Raw genomic sequence first — 18,229 nt, forward strand, 5'->3', positions numbered from 1 at the left:
GCATCAAGCACCGGCACGGAAGCCGTCCCGCCGCCGGTCGACGCTGCCGGAGGTGCCCGTATGAGCCCAGACAACGCAGTGGAAGCCGCCCCGAACGCCGAGGGGCGCAGGCGCATCCCTCGGGCGGCGGACCTGCGCCGCCTGGGGCGCGCGGCCCTGCTCGGTCCCGGCGGCCGCGGGCGCGTGCCGGACGCGATCGAGCACATCGCCAAGGTGCACCGCATGCGGCACCCCGGCGCCGATCTCGCCATCCTGCGCAAGGCCTACGAGCTCGCCGAGTCCTCGCACCGCGGCCAGATGCGCAAGAGCGGGGAGCCGTACATCACGCACCCGCTCGCGGTGACCCTGATCCTGGCCGAACTGGGCGCCGAGACCACGACCTTGACCGCCTCGCTGCTCCACGACACCGTCGAGGACACCGACGTGACGCTGGATCAGGTCCATGAGGAGTTCGGCGAGGAGGTGCGCTTCCTCGTCGACGGCGTGACCAAGCTGGAGAAGGTCGACTACGGCGCGGCCGCCGAGCCCGAGACCTTCCGGAAGATGCTGGTCGCCACCGGCAACGACGTCCGCGTGATGTCGATCAAGCTCGCCGACCGGCTGCACAACATGCGCACCCTCGGCGTGATGCGCCCCGAGAAACAGGCGCGCATCGCCAAGGTCACCCGCGACGTGCTCATCCCGCTGGCCGAACGCCTCGGCGTCCAGGCGCTCAAGACCGAGCTGGAGGACCTGGTCTTCGCCATCCTGCACCCCGAGGAGTACAGCCGCACCACCGACCTGATCGTCGAACACGCCGCCCTGCCCGACCCGTTGGACGCCGTCGCCGAGGACGTGCGACGGGTGCTGCGGGACGCCGGCATCGGCGCCGCGGTCGACGTGCGGCCGCGGCACGTGGTGTCGGTGCACCGGGTCGGGCTCAAGCGCGGCGGCGCGCGTCCCGGCGGCAGCGACTTCGGCCGCGTCCTGATCCAGGTCGCCGAGGACGCCGACTGCTACGCCGTCCTCGGCGAGCTGCACACCTGCTTCACCCCGGTCGTCACCGAGTTCAAGGACTTCATCGCGGCACCGAAGTTCAACCTCTACCAGTCGCTGCACACCGCCGTCCGCGACACCGAGGGCCGGATCGCCGAAGTCCTCATCCGCACACGGCAGATGCACCTGGCCGCCGAAGCCGGCGTCATCGCGCTCGGCAATCCGTACACGGCGGGCGAGGCCCCCGAGGGCGCCGAGGGCGAGCGCGTCGACCCGACCCGGCCCGGCTGGCTCGCCCGGCTGCTCGACTGGCAACGCGACGCCCCCGACCCGGACTTCTTCTGGAGCACCCTGCGCGACGAACTCGCCCAGGACCGCGAGATCACCGTCTTCTCCGCCGACGGCGGCACCGTGGGCCTGCCCGACGGCGCCACGTGCACCGACGCCGCCTACGCGCTGCACGGCGAGGCCGCCCACGCCGTCGTCGGCGCGCGGGTCAACGGCCGGCTCGCGCCGCTGCGCACCCCGCTCAAGGACGGCGACACCCTGCAACTGCTCATGGCCCGCACCACAGGTGAGGAGGCCTCCGGGCCGTCCCCGGAGTGGCTGGAGCACGCCCGCACCCCCGCCGCCCGCATCGCCATCAGCCGGTGGCTGGAGGCCCACCCGCCGGCCGGCCCCGAGGAGCAGCCGGCCACGCCCACCGTCCGCGCCGCCGCCACCAGCACGCGCCGTACCGCCGACCCGCTCGCGGAGACCGCCGACACCGACCCGCCCGGCGGCACCGTGCGGATGGCCCGCTGCTGCACGCCCGTGCCGCCCGACGGGATCACCGGCTTCGTCATCCGCGGCGGCACGGTGGCCGTGCACCGGGCGGGCTGCCCGGTCAGCGCCCGCATGGTGGACTCCGGCCGCGCCCCGGTCGCCGTCCGGTGGCGGCACGACGCTCCCGGCTCCGGCCACCGCGCCACGCTCTACGCCGAGGCCCTGGGCCGTCCGCGGCTGCTCGCCGACCTGACCGAGGTCATCGCCGGCCAGGGCGCCGCCATCGTCTACGCCGCCGTGGAGCCCCCGCAGGAGCACCGGGTACGCCACACGTACACCGTCGAACTGCCTGATCCGGGAGCGCTTCCGGCCCTGATGCGCGCGATGCGCGCCGTACCCGGCGTCTACGACGTGTACCGCGCCCAGGGGACCCTCGCCACCCCACAGGCCTGAGGAATACCCGATCGGGTGGGGTGCTGACGCGCCGCCACCTCAGGTGCCCGGAGCGCTGATACCGATGTCTCATGATCGGATCCTTTGCGCGCCGCGGCGCCCTCACCGCGGCCGCGGTGATCGCGCTCACTGCGGCGGGACTGCCCGGCGGCGACTCGACCTCCGCCGGCATCGGCGACCGGCTCTACCCCGAGCTCGGCAACCCCGGGTACGACGTCCACGACTACGACATCTCGCTCACCTACCACGGCAACAATCGGCCGCTCAGCGCCGTCACCCGCATCGACGCGCTCGCCACCGACACCCTGCACAGCTTCCACCTCGACTTCGCCCGGGGCATCGTGAGCTCCGTCGAGGTCAACGACCAGCCCGCCCGGTTCACCACCGAGCGCGAGGAACTGGTCGTCACCCCGGCCGCCCCCGTCCCCGAGGGCGGCCGGATGGAGATCACCGTCGTCCACACCAGCGACCCCACCACCAAGGACGACAGCGGCTGGATCCCCACCAAGGACGGGCTGGTCATGGCCAACCAGGCCAGTGCCGCCCACACCGTCTTCCCCTGCAACGACCACCCCTCGGACAAGGCGGGGTTCGCCTTCCACGTCACCGCCCCCAAGGACCTCACGGTCGTCGCCAACGGCCTGCCCGAGCCCTCCCTCACGCGGGGCGCCACGACCACGTGGACCTATCGCACGGCGCACCCCATGGCCACCGAGCTCGCGCAGGTCTCCATCGGGCACAGCGCCGTCCTGCACCGCACCGGGCCCGGCGGCCTGCCCCTGCGCGACGTCCTGGACGCCGCCGACCCCGACCGGGCGACGCTGGAGAAGCGGCTGGCGCAGACCGCCGACCAGATCGCGTGGATGGAGGAGCAGGTCGGCCCCTTCCCCTTCGAGACCTACGGCATCCTCAGCGCCAACACGATCACCGGCTTCGAACTGGAGACGCAGACCCTCTCGCTCTTCGAGCGCCGCGTCCTGCTCGCCCGCGAGCAGGACGCCACGCCGGTGATGGTGCACGAACTGGCCCACCAGTGGTTCGGCGACAGCGTGAGCCCCGGGACCTGGTCCGACCTGTGGCTGAACGAGGGCCACGCCACCTGGTACCAGTGGCGCTACGGCGCCGAGAAGTACCACGAGTACACGCTGGACAAGCTCGCGAAGAGCGCCTACGAGGTCGACGGCGAACTGCGCCGCGCCGGCGGGCCCCCGGCCCACCCGCTCGTGCCCGGCAACCCCGGGTCGCAGGCCAAGCTGAGCATCTTCCGCGGCAACGTCTACTTCAGCGGCGCCCTCGCCCTGTACGCGCTCCGCCAGGAGATCGGCGCCGACACCTTCCAGGAGCTGGAGCGCGCCTGGGTCACCCGGCACCGCGACGGCGTGGCCACCACCAAGGACTTCATCGACCTGGCCTCCGAGACCGCCGGCCGCGACCTCGGCCCCTTCCTGCGGGCGTGGCTGTACGGGCCCACCACACCCCCGATGCCGGGCCACCCGGACTGGAAGCCGGCCCCCGCCAAACCGGGACCCCATGCCGCTCCGCACGCGGAGTCCCACGGCCAGTCCCACGGGCATGCGCACGGCCAGGCACACGGCGGGCACCGCTGAGGGCCCGCGCCCGCACGGGCGAAAGTCGCGTGACCGGGCGGGGACCGGCGTGCGACCATCTACGTACGGCGACGGCGCCGCGGCCCGGCCGGGGAATCCCCCGGACGCGCCAGGCGTTGTCCCGTACGCGAGGCGTGAGCGCCCCGCGCATCGATTCCTCTCCGAGCAAAGGATCCAATGACCTCCTCTTCCTCCTCTTCGAGCTCTGCAAGCAGCCGCCAGCGCCTCCCCGAGAGCCTTCGGGCCGACGCCCTGATGGAAGAGGACGTCGCCTGGAGTCACGAGATCGACGGGGAGCGTGACGGCGAGCAGTTCGACCGTTCCGAACGTGCCTCTCTGCGCCGCGTGGCGGGTCTGTCCACCGAGCTGGAGGACATCACCGAGGTCGAGTACCGGCAGCTCCGCCTGGAGCGGGTGGTACTCGTCGGTGTGTGGACGGACGGCACCGTCCGCGACGCGGAGAACTCCCTCGCGGAGCTCGCCGCCCTCGCCGAGACCGCGGGCGCACTCGTCCTCGACGGCGTCGTCCAGCGCCGCGACAAGCCGGACCCGGCCACCTACATCGGCTCGGGCAAGGCGCAGGAACTGCGCGACATCGTGATGGAGAGCGGCGCCGACACCGTGGTCTGCGACGGTGAGCTCAGCCCCGGCCAGCTCATCCACCTGGAAGACGTCGTCAAGGTCAAGGTGGTCGACCGGACCGCCCTGATCCTCGACATCTTCGCCCAGCACGCCAAGAGCCGTGAGGGCAAGGCGCAGGTCTCGCTGGCGCAGATGCAGTACATGCTGCCGCGCCTGCGCGGCTGGGGCCAGTCGCTGTCCCGGCAGATGGGTGGCGGTGGCTCCGGCTCCTCGGGCGGCGGCATGGCCACCCGTGGTCCCGGTGAGACCAAGATCGAGACCGACCGGCGCCGTATCCGCGAGAAGATGGCGAAGATGCGCCGGGAGATCGCGGAGATGAAGACCAGCCGCGACCTCAAGCGCCAGGAGCGCAAGCGCCACAAGGTGCCCTCGGTGGCGATCGCCGGCTACACCAACGCCGGCAAGTCCTCGCTCCTCAACCGGCTCACCGGCGCGGGCGTCCTGGTGGAGAACGCGCTGTTCGCCACCCTGGACCCGACCGTGCGCCGGGCGGAGACCCCGAGCGGCCGGCTCTACACCCTGGCCGACACCGTCGGGTTCGTCCGGCACCTGCCGCACCACCTGGTCGAGGCGTTCCGCTCCACCATGGAGGAGGTCGCCGACGCCGACCTCATCGTGCACGTGGTGGACGGCTCGCACCCGAACCCGGACGAGCAGCTCGCCGCGGTCCGCGAGGTCTTCCGCGACGTCGGCGCGCTGGACGTGCCGGAGATCGTGGTGATCAACAAGGCCGACGCGGCCGACCCCGTGGTGCTGCAGTCGCTGCTGCGCCGCGAGAAGCACTCCATCGCGGTGTCCGCCCGCACCGGGCGCGGCATCCAGGAACTGCTGGCGATGATCGACGACGAGCTCCCGCGGCCCGCCGTCGAGATCGAGGCCCTGGTGCCGTACACCCGCGGCGCGCTCGTCGCCCGGGTGCACTCCGACGGCGAGGTGCTCTCCGAGGAGCACACCGGCGACGGCACGCTGCTCAAGGCCCGCGTCCACGACGAGCTGGCGGCGGAACTGGAGCCGTTCGCGCTCGCCGCGCGCCACTAGCGGCACGTACGTACGCCGCAGGGCCCGCCCCATGGAGGGGCGGGCCCTGCGGCGTTCTCTGTCGGCTCGCCGCTCGCGGCTACTGGCGCACCGTGTCGAAGATCGATTCCGCCTCGGACCCCAGGTGGGGTCCGGCCAGCCACCGGGGGCTGTCCTGCGGCCCGATCGAGGTGTTGCTGACCAGGGCGACCGTGCCGTCGGGCTCCTTGGCGAACCAGCCGCCGCCCGAGGCGCCGGCCGTCATGGTGCAGCCGAGCCAGTGCATCGTCGGCGCGCCCTTGGTGAGCGCCAGCCGGACCGGGTCTCCCGCGCAGTGGTACTGCTGGTAGCCGTAGCCGTCGAAGGGCGCCGCCGCGGGGTAGCCGCGGATGTCCATGGAGTCGATGGCCGCCGAGGTGGGCGCGTCGAACCAGACGGGTACGGAGGCGCCGACCGTCTCCTCCAGCGACCTGGTGGAGTCCGGGTTCGTCACCTTCAGCACGGCGAAGTCGTACGGGTAGGCCGAGCTGGTCTCCGAGGACTCCCCGCCCCCGTCGATCCACTGCTTCGAGGTGCCGGCCTTCGTCGCCCACCAGGTGCCGTACGGGGCGAGCTGCTCCTTGGTGGCGCTCTGCAGTGCCGCGCCGCTCAGGCCCCCGTTGTTGAAGGAGGGCACGAAGACGATGTTGCGGTACCAGCCGCCCGCGGCGCCCGCGTGCACGCAGTGGCCGGCCGTCCACACCAGATTGCTCTTCCCCGGGTTCGCCGGGTCGCTCACCACGGTCGCCGAGCAGACCGCCTGCCCGTCCGGCATGTCGAACAGCAGCTTGCCCGTCGCCGGCGAGGCGTCGTGGAACGGGGTCGCCAGCCGCTGCGCCCGGATCGCGGCCGGCTCGGGGTCGGTGGTGCCGTCGTCCGCCTGCGTGACGTCGGCCCGCTGCTCGTCGTCCGGGGTCCCGTCGGCCTCGCGGAGCCGGTCGGCGTCCCACAGGTCCTTGATGATCGGGTTGATGAAGTCGGCGGCGTCCCGCAGCCACTTGTCCTTGTCCCAGTCCTTCCAGCCGCCGTTCTGGAGCGCGTCCGCCCACTTGCTCAGGTCGTCGAGGCTGGTGGGAAGGGTGGTGGGCAGGTCGGTGGGCAACTGGAGCCCGCTGTCCCCGGACGACGCGGACGCCGAAGGGCTGGGCTTGGCATCGGCCTTGTCGTCGGAACCGCCGCAGGCGGTCGCCGTGACGGCGAGCAACGCGGCCGTGGTCGCCGCCACGGCCAACCGGCTTATCGATGACATCGGTTGCGATCCCCCTGTAGTGAACATGGTGGTTGCTCGCTGAAGGGCAATGCCCAACTCTGCCCGCTCATGGGCGACGTATGCCCCGTGGAAGGGGACGGCAAGGCCCGCGCGGGCGGTTCCGCCGTGAGATCTCCGGCACAGGCAGTTGCCGTGCGCCCGTGCGGTCGTTGGTAGCTCCGGGGGCGCTGCAGCCGACACCGAGGAGTGAGCACGTGGCCGCCATGCCGAGCGCACCGGACCGACTGGCGGTGCACCAGGACGACTTCGGGGACACCGAGGGCATCCTGCGACGTCAGTCGCTGCGCGAGTCGGCGGCCCGCACCTACGCCCGTACGCTTCCCGTCGTACCCGTGCGCGCCCACGGGATGACCATCGAGGCCGCCGACGGCCGCCGTTACCTCGACTGCCTCTCCGGAGCGGGCACCCTCGCGCTCGGCCACAACCACCCGGTCGTCGTGGAGGCCATCCGGGCCGTCCTGGACTCCGGTGCGCCGCTGCACGTGCTCGACCTGGCCACCCCCGTCAAGGACCGCTTCACCACCGCCCTGTTCGAGACGCTGCCCCGCGAACTCGCCGAGCACGGCAAGGTGCAGTTCTGCGGCCCGGCCGGCACGGACGCCGTCGAGGCCGCCCTGAAACTCGTGCGCACCGCCACCGGCCGCGACGGGCTGCTCGCCTTCTCCGGCGGCTACCACGGCATGACGGCCGCCGCGCTGGCCGTCACCGGCGACACCTCCGTGCGGGGCGCCGCGGGCGCCGCCGCGGACGCCGGTGTCACCAGGCTCCCCTACCCGTACGACTACCGCTGCCCGTTCGGCGTGGGCGGGGAGCGGGGCGCGGAACTCTCGGCCCGGCTGACGGAGAGTCTGCTCGACGACCCCAAGGGCGGGGTCCGGCCGCCCGCCGGGATGCTCCTGGAACCGGTCCAGGGCGAGGGCGGCGTCATCCCCGCCCCCGACACCTGGCTGCGCCGCATGCGCGCCGTCACCAGCGAACGCGGCATCCCGCTCATCGCCGACGAGGTGCAGACCGGCGTCGGCAGGACGGGCGCCTTCTGGGCCGTCGAGCACAGTGGTGTCGTGCCGGACGTGATGGTGCTCGCCAAGGCCATCGGGGGCAGCCTGCCGCTGGCCGTCGTCGTCTACCGCGAGGAGCTCGACGTCTGGCGGCCCGGCGCCCACGCGGGCACCTTCCGCGGCAACCAGCTCGCCATGGCCGCGGGGGCCGCCACCCTCACCCACGTCCTGCGTGAAGGCCTCGCCTCCCGCGCCGCCGTCCTGGGCGCCCGCATGCTCGCCCGGCTGCGCGACCTCGCCGCCGCCCACCCCTGCGTCGGGGACGCCCGCGGGCGCGGCCTGATGCTCGGCCTCGAACTGATCGACCCCGAGCATCAGGCCGCGCCCACCGCCCACGGCGTCCCACCGACCGCACCCCGACTGGCCGCCGCCGTCCGCCGCGCCGCCCTGGACCGCGGCCTCGTCGTCGAACTCGGCGGGCGCGACGCGAGCGTCGTCCGCCTGCTGCCCCCGCTCACCATGACCGACGAGGAGTGCGAGGCCGTCCTCGACCGCCTGGCCGACGCCTTGGCGGCGGCCTGCGCGGATCGGACGTGAAGCACCTCGTGACCCCGGACCCCGCCGGCACCGCGCGCCGCCACGCCGACCCCCCAGGAGCCACCGCATGACCGCACGCCCCGCCCCCGGGACCACGGCCACCGTCCCCCCGCAGGCCCGGCACGAGGAGGCCGACGAGCCGTACGCCGTCGCCGACGCGGCCGGCAGCGAGGCCCTGCTGCGGTGCTGGGCACGCGAGACGGGCCTGCCGGCGCCGCAGGGCGACACCTTGTGCGTGCCGCTGCCCGTCACCGGCACCGAACTGCGTGTGCCGGTCCGCCACTGGTCGCCCACCGGCCACCACCGATTCGGCGCCCCGCGTCCGGCCGCCGGGGGCCGGGCGGTGGACGCCGTCACCCTGGCCGCACTGCTCGCCCGGGAGGCCGCCGTCCCCGGACCCGACGGCACCGACCTGGTGGCACGGGTGGCGGACTCCGTCCGCAGGACCGCGGCGATCGTCACCGAACGCCGGGCACGGCCGGCCGCGCCCCCCGGCACGACCCCGTTCCTCGACGCCGAGCAGGCCCTCGTGCTCGGCCACCCCCTGCACCCCACGCCCAAGAGCCGCGAAGGACTGACGGAGGCCGAATCGGCCGCCTACGCGCCCGAGCACCGCGGGTCCTTCGCCCTGCACTGGGCGGCGGTGGACCGCGCGGTCCTGGCCCACGACTCGGCGTGGACCGAGCGCGGCCGCACCGTGCCGGCCGCCCGCCTGATCGCCGCCCTGGCGGGCCCCGACGTCGTCCGGCGGCTCCCGCCCGGCACCGTCCCGCTGCCGCTGCACCCCTGGCAGGCCCGCGACCTCGCGCACCGGCCCGAGGTGCGCGCCCTGGTGGAGGCCGGCCTGCTGCACGACCTGGGCGCGGCCGGCGAGCCCTGGCACCCGACGTCCTCCGTGCGGACGGTCCTGCGGCCCGGCACGGCCGCGATGCTCAAGCTCTCCCTCGCCGTACGCATCACCAACTCCCGCCGCGAGAACCTCCGCAAGGAGCTCCACCGGGGCGTCGAGGTGCACCGCCTGCTCCGGGCCGGCCTCGCCGAGCGCTGGCACCTGGCGCACCCGGGCTTCGACATCGTCCGCGATCCCGCGTGGCTCGCCGTCGACGCCCCGGACGGCGGCGCCCCCGTCCGCGGTCTCGACGTCGTCGTACGGCACAACCCCTTCGGGCCCGGCGACGACGTGGCCTGCCTCGCCGGCCTCACCGCTCCCCGGCCCGCGCCCGACGGGGGACCGGGCATGACCTCGCGCCTCGCCGAACTCGTCGGGGGGCTGGCGGCCCGCAGCGGACGCCCCGCGGCGGCGGTGTCGGCCGAGTGGTTCCTGCGCTACCTGGACGCGGTCGTGCGCCCGGTGCTGTGGCTCGACGGCGAGGCGGGCATCGCCCTGGAGGCCCACCAGCAGAACACCCTCGTCGTGCTGGACGCCCACGGCTGGCCGGCCGGCGGCCGCTACCGCGACAACCAGGGCTACTACTTCCGCGAGAGCGCCCGCACCGCCCTGGAGGCGCGCCTGCCCGGTGCCGGAGCGGAAAGCGACACCTTTGTGCCGGACACCGTCGCCGACGAGCGCCTCGCCTACTACCTCGGCATCAACAACGTCCTCGGCCTCATCGGCGCCTTCGGTTCCCAGCGCCTGGCCGACGAGCGGGTCCTGCTGGCCGCCTTCCGCCGCTTCCTCGGCAAGGCCGCCGCGGGCGGCCGGTCCCCGCTGCCGGGCCTGCTGCTGGAGGCACCCGAGCTGCGCTGCAAGGCCAACCTGCTCACCCGGCTGCACGGCCTGGACGAACTCGTCGGCCCCGTCGACACCCAGTCCGTGTACGTCACCGTCCCCAACCCCCTCCGCGCCTGACCGCGGGAGGCCACGAAGGAAGGAGGCCGCAGCCGCCATGACGGCCGCCGACTCCAACACCCACGCCGGACGCACCGGCCGCACCGCGGCCCCGGAAGCGCCGGGTGCTCCCGCCCAGGACGACACCCTGGACCTGGAGCTGCCCCCCGAGGTGCGCGCCCTCTTCGCGGAGGACGTCACCGCCGACGACCGCGCGGGCTGCCCCGCCGCCCTGGACGACCTCCTCGACGGGGTCGCCGACTGGGGCCCGGTGGACACTCCGGCCGGGACCTTCCACCTCGTCCCCGCCCGGCCCGAGCGCGACCTGCCGGTGGTCAGCCGCTGGATGAACGATCCCGCCGTCGCCGCGTTCTGGCAGCTCTCGGGCGCCCCGGCGGTCGCCGAGCGGCACCTGCGGGGCCAGCTCGACGGCGACGGACGCAGCGTGCCGTGCATCGGCGTGCTCGACGGCGTCCCCATGAGCTACTGGGAGATCTACCGCGCCGACCTGGACCCCCTCGCCCGCCACTACCCGGCCCGCCCCCACGACACCGGGCTCCACCTGCTCATCGGCCGCGTCGGCGACCGCGCGCGCGGCCTCGGCGGCACCCTGCTGCGCGCGGTCGCCGACCACGTCCTGGAGCACCGCCCGAGCTGCGCCCGGGTGGTCGCCGAGCCCGATCTGCGCAACACGCCCTCGGTGTCGGCCTTCCTCGCGGCGGGGTTCCGGTTCTCAGCGGAGGTGCAGCTGCCCGGCAAGCGGGCCGCCCTGCTGATCCGCGACCGGGCGCTGCGGCACGTCCTCTGAGGCGGAGGCCGAGGCGGACTGCGCGGGGTGCCGGGCACCGGGGAATTCCGTGGCCGCCTGCGTTGTCGGTGCCGCCCCGTAGGGTGGTCCTGCTATGACACAGCCCTCGAAGCCCGCCCTCACCGACCTTCTTCACGCCGCCGTCACCGCCGTCGGCGGCGTGGAGCGCCCCGGCCAGGTCAGCATGGCCGAAGCCGTCGCCGAAGCCGTGGACGACGGCTCCCACCTACTGGTCCAGGCCGGCACCGGCACCGGCAAGTCCCTCGGCTACCTGGTGCCCGCCCTGGCGCACGGGGAGCGCGTGGTCGTCGCCACGGCGACCCTGGCGCTGCAGCGCCAGCTCGTCGAACGCGACCTGCCGCGCACCGTCACCGCGCTCCGCCCGCTCCTGCGGCGCGAGCCGCAGTTCGCGATGCTCAAGGGCCGGTCGAACTACCTGTGCCTGCACCGGCTCCACGAGGGCGTGCCGCGGGAGGAGGAGTCGGACGAGCCCGGCCTCTTCGACCAGTTCGAGGCCGCGGCGCCGACCAGCAAGCTGGGCCAGGACCTGCTGCGGCTGCGGGACTGGTCGGACGAGACCGAGACCGGTGACCGCGACGACCTCACCCCGGGCGTGTCCGACCGCGCCTGGCAGCAGGTGGCCGTCACCTCCCGGGAGTGCCTGGGCGCCACCCGTTGCGCGTACGGCGCCGAGTGCTTCGCCGAGGCGGCCCGCGAGCGCGCCAAACTCGCCGACGTCGTCGTCACCAATCACGCGCTGCTGGCGATCGACGCGCTCGAAGGCGCGCCGGTCCTGCCCTCCCACGAGGTGCTGATCGTCGACGAGGCCCATGAACTCGTCTCCCGGGTCACCGGTGTCGCCACCGGCGAGCTCGCCCCCGGCCGGGTCAACCGCACCGTCAGACTCGCCGCCAAACTGGTCAACGAGAAGGCCGCGGACGCGCTGATGAGCGCCTCCGAGGGCTTCGAGCGGCTGATGGAACTCGCCCTGCCCGGGCGGCTGGAGGAGTTGCCGGAGGACCTGCGCTACGCCCTGATGGCGCTGCGCGACGCCTGCCGGCTGGTCATCACCTCGCTCGGCGAGACCCGCGACCGCTCCGTGCAGGACGAGGACGCCGTCCGCAAGATGGCGCTCGCCTCGGCCGAGAACGTCCACGAGGTCGCCGAGCGCATCGTCGAGGGCTCCGAGTGGGACGTGGTCTGGTACGAGCGCCACGACCGTTTCGGCGCCTCGCTGCGGGTGGCACCGCTGAGCGTGTCCGGGCTGCTGCGCGAGAAGTTGTTCACCGAGCGCTCCGTCGTGCTGACCTCGGCCACCCTCCGCCTGGGCGGCGACTTCAACGGCGTCGCGGCCTCGCTCGGGCTCCCGCCGGAGGGCACCGTGGCCGCGGAGGGCGAGGACGAACTCCCGGTCTGGAAGGGCCTCGACGTCGGCTCGCCCTTCGACTACCCCAAGCAGGGCATCCTCTACGTCGCCCGGCATCTCTCCCAGCCCGGACGCGACGGCGGCCGTGAGGACATGCTGGACGAACTGACCGAGCTGATCGAGGCCGCCGGGGGCCGCACCCTCGGGCTGTTCTCCTCGATGCGCGCGGCCCAGGCCGCCGCCGAGGCGCTGCGCGGCCGGATCGACCACCCGGTGCTGCTCCAGGGCGAGGAGACGCTGGGTGAGCTGATCCGCCGTTTCGCCGCCGACCCCGGCACCTGCCTGTTCGGCACGCTGTCGCTCTGGCAGGGCGTGGACGTGCCGGGGGACAGCTGCCAGTTGGTGGTGATGGACCGGATTCCCTTCCCCCGTCCGGACGACCCGCTGATGAGCGCGCGTCAGAAGGCGGTGGAGGAGAAGGGCGGCAACGGCTTCATGGCGGTCGCCGCCACCCATGCGGCGCTGCTGATGGCCCAGGGGGCCGGCCGCCTGGTGCGTGCGGCCGGGGACCGGGGCGTGGTCGCCGTCCTCGACCCGCGGCTCGCCACGGCCCGCTACGGCAGCTTCATCAAGGCGTCGATGCCGGACTTCTGGCAGACCACGGACCGCAATCAGGTCCGCAGGTCGCTCGCCGCCATCGACGCGGCCGCGAAGGCCAACGAGGCGCAGGTGGTCTGACCGGGGCGCGGGCCCCGTCCCAGTGGCCCGCCGCACCCCGTCCGCCCGTGCACAGACGAGCCCCGGAACCGGCGCAGAGGTCCCGGGGCCCGGTCACGGGCGGGTCGTGGGTCAGACCCGGCGCAGCACCGCCACCACCTTGCCGAGGATGGTCGCCTCGTCGCCCGGGATGGGCTGGTACGCGGAGTTGTGCGGAAGCAGCCAGACATGGCCGTCCTCGCGCTTGAAGCGCTTGACCGTGGCCTCGCCCTCGATCATCGCGGCGACGATGTCGCCGTTCTCGGCGACGGGCTGACGGCGCACCGTCACCCAGTCCCCGTCGCAGATGGCGGCCTCGATCATCGAGTCGCCGACGACCTTGAGCACGAACAGTTCGCCGTCACCCACCAGCTGGCGGGGGAGCGGGAAGACGTCCTCGACCGACTCCTCGGCCAGGATCGGGCCACCGGCGGCGATCCGGCCGACCAGCGGCACGTACGACGCGGAGGGCTTGCCCGCGGTGTCGGTCGGCTGCGCCTGCGCGGCGTCGGAGCCGCGCACCTCGTAGGCGCGGGGGCGGTGCGGGTCCCGGCGAAGGAACCCCTTGCGTTCCAGGGCCATCAGCTGATGGGCGACCGACGAGGTGCTCGACAGGCCCACGGCCTGGCCGATCTCCCGCATGGAGGGCGGGTACCCGCGGCGCTGCACCGAGTCCCTGATGACCTCGATGACCCGGCGCTGCCGGTCGGTCAGTCCGGAACTGTCCGCGCGGATTCCAGGAGGTCGTCCGGGGAGCGCACGTGCGGGCTTGGTGGTCTCGTCGTTCATCGCATCCATCGGGCGTAGCCGGTCCTGGGGGCGGTCATGGGCGGTCAGTGTGGCGCTGTCGGCGGTGGTGGTCACGGCGGCCCCTCTCGAGATGTTCTCCCTAGTAAGACAACGGTAGTTGCTTTCGAAAGGTTGCGCCAAACACACGTTCGAGTGAATTTCCACAGTTCCACTGACAAGATCAAGCGGTCGATGATATAGATCGAATATGAATTCGATTCTTCCCGGGATTCCGCCGCCCAATCCCCCTCGTGCGGACGGGATCGCGGCCGTGTGACGCCCGCCCCCGCTCCCCGCCGTCGGCCCGCCGTTCTCCCGGAGTTCCCCGCCGTTCACCCCCGGCGCCCCGGGTTCCATGATGCGCGACCCGTGACGATCCGTACACCCAGTGTGTCACTTCCGCCCCGCCGCTCCCGTGAGGCGTGGTGTCGCGTAGGCTCCCGTCCCGTCGGCGAGCCGCGACACGCGCTCCGCCGGATTGGCGCACATGACCCCCGAGCCACCAGATCTAGTGGTTGGATAGGGGGCAGGCCCCACAAGTAGTGGTCCCCGGGTCTTCGGGCCCTCCCGGATCGCCTATGCTTGTGGCTGCTTCGCGAGGCCCCAGGGGGTTCCCCGCGTCATGACGTCGTGCGCTCACCGTGGGTGAGGGAGGGAGAGGGAACCGATGCACTGCCCCTTCTGCCGACACCCCGACAGCCGCGTCGTCGACAGCCGGACCACCGACGACGGCACGTCGATCCGCCGCCGCCGGCAGTGTCCCGACTGCGGCCGCCGCTTCACCACCGTGGAAACGGCCTCGCTGATGGTCATCAAACGCAGCGGGGTCACCGAACCCTTCAGCCGGAACAAGGTCATCGCCGGAGTCCGCAAGGCCTGCCAGGGCCGCCCCGTCACCGAGGACGCACTCGCCCAGCTCGGGCAGCGCGTCGAGGAGGCGGTGCGCGCCACGGGCAGCGCCGAGCTGTCGACTCACGACGTCGGCCTGGCCATACTCGGCCCGCTGAAGGACCTGGACCTCGTCGCCTATCTGCGCTTCGCCTCGGTCTACCAGGCCTTCGACACGCTCGAGGACTTCGAGGCCGCGATCGCCGAACTGCGCGACCGGAGGTCACCGACCGACACCGGCGGACGGGACCGGGACGGCGCTGTCCCCTCGCCCGTCGCCACCGCCGACTAGGACCGGCGGACAACTCAGATTTGCCGGGCGCCCGCAAGGGTGTTCCGGCCGTGGAACAGCATCGCCGCGGGAAGATCGCGGCGCTTCAAGGCGTTTTAGATGTAATGCCTGTAATGGGAGGCGGCACATGACAGAGACGACGAGCGGCCCGGCACGGGGTTCCCGCGCCAAGTCCGGCAAGGCTGCGGGCGGCGCGGGCACGGCGCCCGCCAAGGGTCTGCGCATCGAGCGCATCCACACCACCCCGGGGACGCACCCCTACGACGAGGTGGTCTGGGAGCGTCGTGACGTCGTCATGACCAACTGGCGCGACGGCTCGATCAACTTCGAGCAGCGCGGCGTGGAGTTCCCCGACTCCTGGTCGGTGAACGCGGTCAACATCGTCACCAGCAAGTACTTCCGCGGCGCGGTCGGCACGCCGCAGCGCGAGAGCAGCCTGCGGCAGCTCATCGACCGTGTCGTGCGGACCTACCGCAAGGCCGGGGAGGACCACGGCTACTTCGCGTCGCCCGCCGACGCCGAGATCTTCGACCACGAGCTGACCTGGGCACTGCTCCACCAGGTGTTCAGCTTCAACTCCCCGGTCTGGTTCAACGTCGGCACCGCCCAGCCGCAGCAGGTCTCCGCCTGCTTCATCCTCTCCGTCGACGACTCCATGGAGTCGATCCTCGACTGGTACAAGGAAGAGGGGATGATCTTCAAGGGCGGCTCGGGCGCCGGCCTGAACCTCTCCCGCATCCGCTCCTCCAAGGAGCTGCTCTCCTCCGGCGGCAACGCCTCCGGCCCGGTCTCCTTCATGCGCGGCGCCGACGCCTCCGCCGGCACCATCAAGTCCGGCGGTGCCACCCGGCGCGCTGCCAAGATGGTCGTGCTCGACGTCGACCACCCCGACGTCGAGGCCTTCATCGAGACCAAGGTGAAGGAGGAGGAGAAGATCCGCGCCCTGCGCGACGCGGGCTTCGACATGGACCTGGGCGGCGACGACATCGCGTCCGTCCAGTACCAGAACGCCAACAACTCCGTCCGTGTGAACGCGGACTTCATGAAGGCGTACGAGAACGGCGAGAAGTTCGGCCTGCGTGCCCGCATGACCGGCGAGGTCATCGAGGAGGTCGACGCCAGGGCGCTGTTCCGCAAGCTGGCCGAGGCCGCCTGGGCCTGTGCCGACCCCGGCATCCAGTACGACGACGTCATCAACCACTGGCACACCACGCCGGAGACGGGCCGCATCACCGCGTCCAACCCCTGCAGCGAGTACATGCACCTGGACAACTCGTCCTGCAACCTCGCCTCGCTCAACCTGATGAAGTTCCTCGAGGACGACGGCAAGGGCACCCAGCGCTTCGACGCCGTGCGCTTCGCCAAGGTCGTCGAGCTCGTCATCACCGCGATGGACATCTCCATCTCCTTCGCCGACTTCCCGACCCAGAAGATCGGCGAGACCACCCGCGCCTTCCGCCAGCTGGGCATCGGCTACGCCAACCTCGGCGCCCTGCTGATGGCGACCGGCCACGCCTACGACTCCGAGGGCGGCCGCGCGCTCGCCGGCGCCATCACCTCGCTGATGACCGGCACGTCGTACCGGCGCTCCGCCGAGCTGGCCGCGGTCGTCGGCCCGTACGACGGCTACGCCCGCAACGCCACCGCCCACAACCGCGTCATGAAGCAGCACTCCGACGCGAACGCCGTCGCGACGCGCATGGACGACCTGGACACCCCGGTCTGGGCCGCGGCCACCGAGGCCTGGCAGGACGTCCTGCGCCTCGGTGAGCAGAACGGATTCCGCAACGCCCAGGCCTCCCTGCTGGCCCCCACCGGCACCATCGGCCTGATGATGGACTGCGACACCACCGGCATCGAGCCCGACCTCGCCCTGGTCAAGTTCAAGAAGCTGGTCGGCGGCGGCTCCATGCAGATCGTGAACAACACGGTCCCGCAGGCCCTGCACCGCCTGGGCTACCAGCAGGAGCAGATCGAGGCGATCGTCGCCCACATCTCCGAGCACGGCAGCGTCCTCGACGCCCCCGGGCTGAAGACCGAGCACTACGAGGTCTTCGACTGCGCCATGGGCGAGCGCTCCATCGCGCCGATGGGCCACGTCCGGATGATGGCCGCGACCCAGCCGTTCCTGTCCGGCGCCATCTCCAAGACGGTCAACATGCCCGAGTCGGCGACCGTCGAGGAGATCGAGGAGATCTACTACCAGGGCTGGAAGCTCGACCTGAAGGCGCTCGCGATCTACCGCGACAACTGCAAGGTCGGCCAGCCGCTCTCCGCCAAGAAGAAGGCGGAGGAGAAGAAGGCCGACGTCGTCGAGGCCGCCGCCCCCGCCGCGGTCGAGAAGGTCGTCGAGTACCGCCCCGTCCGCCGCCGGCTCCCCAAGGGCCGTCCGGGGATCACCACCTCCTTCACGGTGGGCGGAGCCGAGGGCTACATGACCGCCAACTCCTACCCGGACGACGGTCTCGGCGAGGTCTTCCTCAAGATGTCCAAGCAGGGCTCGACCCTCGCGGGCATGATGGACGCCTTCTCCATCGCCGTCTCCGTCGGCCTGCAGTACGGCGTGCCGCTGGAGACCTACGTCTCGAAGTTCACCAACATGCGCTTCGAGCCGGCCGGTCTGACCGACGACCCGGACGTGCGGATGGCCCAGTCGATCGTCGACTACATCTTCCGCCGCCTGGCGCTGGACTTCCTGCCCTTCGAGACCCGCTCCGCGCTCGGCATCCACTCCGCCGGGGAGCGCCGCCGCCACCTCGACACCGGCTCCTACGAGCCGGCGGCCGACGAGGAGGTCGACGTCGAGGGCCTGGCCCAGTCCGCGCCGCGCCAGAGCGAGGCCCCGTCGGCCAAGCCGGCCGCGGCTCCTGAGGCCGCCGTGGCGGAAGCCGCGACGGTCCCGGCGCCGAAGACCGCGCACAACTCGACCGAACTGCTGGAGATCCAGCTCGGCCTCAACGCCGATGCCCCGCTCTGCTTCTCCTGCGGTACGAAGATGCGCCGCGCGGGCAGCTGCTACCTCTGCGAGGGCTGCGGCTCGACCAGCGGCTGCAGCTGAGCCCGACCGCCCCTGACGTGTCCCCCCGAAGCCCCGAGGGCTTCGGGGGGACACGTGCTTTCCGGCCGGCGGCAGGGCACC

Annotated in this window: 11 protein-coding genes; 9 read left to right on the top strand and 2 right to left on the bottom strand. The window is 72.7% G+C overall.

What is annotated here, in order from left to right; all coding sequences use genetic code 11:
• Positions 1-60 precede the first annotated feature (60 nt).
• The 3 genes from ACIP9H_RS36330 to hflX all read left to right on the top strand — a co-directional run bounded on the left by ACIP9H_RS36330 (position 61) and on the right by hflX (position 5,480).
• Positions 61-2,193: a RelA/SpoT family protein gene (locus ACIP9H_RS36330; protein ID WP_401963286.1), complete on the top strand. Its 2,133-nt coding sequence runs from the start codon at positions 61-63 to the stop codon at positions 2,191-2,193.
• 71 nt (positions 2,194-2,264) lie between these two features.
• Positions 2,265-3,800, top strand: a complete 1,536-nt coding sequence (locus ACIP9H_RS36335; RefSeq protein ID WP_401963288.1) for a M1 family metallopeptidase — start codon at positions 2,265-2,267, stop codon at positions 3,798-3,800.
• Between the two features lie 177 nt (positions 3,801-3,977).
• Positions 3,978-5,480: a GTPase HflX gene (hflX, locus tag ACIP9H_RS36340; protein ID WP_401593278.1), complete on the top strand. Its 1,503-nt coding sequence runs from the start codon at positions 3,978-3,980 to the stop codon at positions 5,478-5,480.
• Positions 5,481-5,559: 79 nt separating this feature from the next.
• Here hflX and ACIP9H_RS36345 read toward each other — a convergent pair whose 3' ends face one another.
• On the bottom strand, positions 5,560-6,747 hold the full coding sequence (locus ACIP9H_RS36345; protein ID WP_401593281.1) for a trypsin-like serine peptidase: 1,188 nt from the start codon (positions 6,745-6,747) through the stop codon (positions 5,560-5,562).
• Positions 6,748-6,971: 224 nt separating this feature from the next.
• Between ACIP9H_RS36345 and ACIP9H_RS36350 the strand changes: the two genes are divergently transcribed.
• From ACIP9H_RS36350 to ACIP9H_RS36365, 4 genes are all read left to right on the top strand, one after another.
• Positions 6,972-8,363, top strand: coding sequence for a diaminobutyrate--2-oxoglutarate transaminase family protein (locus ACIP9H_RS36350; protein ID WP_401593391.1), 1,392 nt, complete (start codon positions 6,972-6,974; stop codon positions 8,361-8,363).
• 67 nt (positions 8,364-8,430) lie between these two features.
• The gene (locus ACIP9H_RS36355) at positions 8,431-10,212 is read left to right on the top strand and encodes an IucA/IucC family protein (RefSeq protein WP_401593284.1); all 1,782 of its coding nucleotides are present in this window, start codon (positions 8,431-8,433) and stop codon (positions 10,210-10,212) included.
• Positions 10,213-10,249: 37 nt separating this feature from the next.
• On the top strand, positions 10,250-10,999 hold the full coding sequence (locus tag ACIP9H_RS36360; RefSeq protein WP_401593286.1) for a GNAT family N-acetyltransferase: 750 nt from the start codon (positions 10,250-10,252) through the stop codon (positions 10,997-10,999).
• A 94-nt stretch (positions 11,000-11,093) separates the two neighbouring features.
• Positions 11,094-13,103, top strand: coding sequence for an ATP-dependent DNA helicase (locus ACIP9H_RS36365; protein ID WP_401593289.1), 2,010 nt, complete (start codon positions 11,094-11,096; stop codon positions 13,101-13,103).
• Positions 13,104-13,214: 111 nt separating this feature from the next.
• Here the strand turns inward: ACIP9H_RS36365 and lexA are convergent, their stop codons facing one another.
• The gene (lexA, locus tag ACIP9H_RS36370; RefSeq protein ID WP_319659169.1) at positions 13,215-13,985 is read right to left on the bottom strand and encodes a transcriptional repressor LexA; all 771 of its coding nucleotides are present in this window, start codon (positions 13,983-13,985) and stop codon (positions 13,215-13,217) included.
• A gap of 592 nt (positions 13,986-14,577) precedes the next feature.
• Between lexA and nrdR the strand changes: the two genes are divergently transcribed.
• Entirely contained in the window at positions 14,578-15,090 is a 513-nt protein-coding gene (gene nrdR, locus ACIP9H_RS36375) for a transcriptional regulator NrdR (RefSeq protein WP_401593292.1), read from the top strand.
• A gap of 127 nt (positions 15,091-15,217) precedes the next feature.
• Positions 15,218-18,148, top strand: a complete 2,931-nt coding sequence (locus ACIP9H_RS36380) for a vitamin B12-dependent ribonucleotide reductase (RefSeq protein ID WP_401593295.1) — start codon at positions 15,218-15,220, stop codon at positions 18,146-18,148.
• Positions 18,149-18,229 lie beyond the last annotated feature (81 nt).

The organism is Streptomyces sp. NPDC088732 (assembly GCF_044751205.1).
Taxonomy (GTDB): domain Bacteria; phylum Actinomycetota; class Actinomycetes; order Streptomycetales; family Streptomycetaceae; genus Actinacidiphila.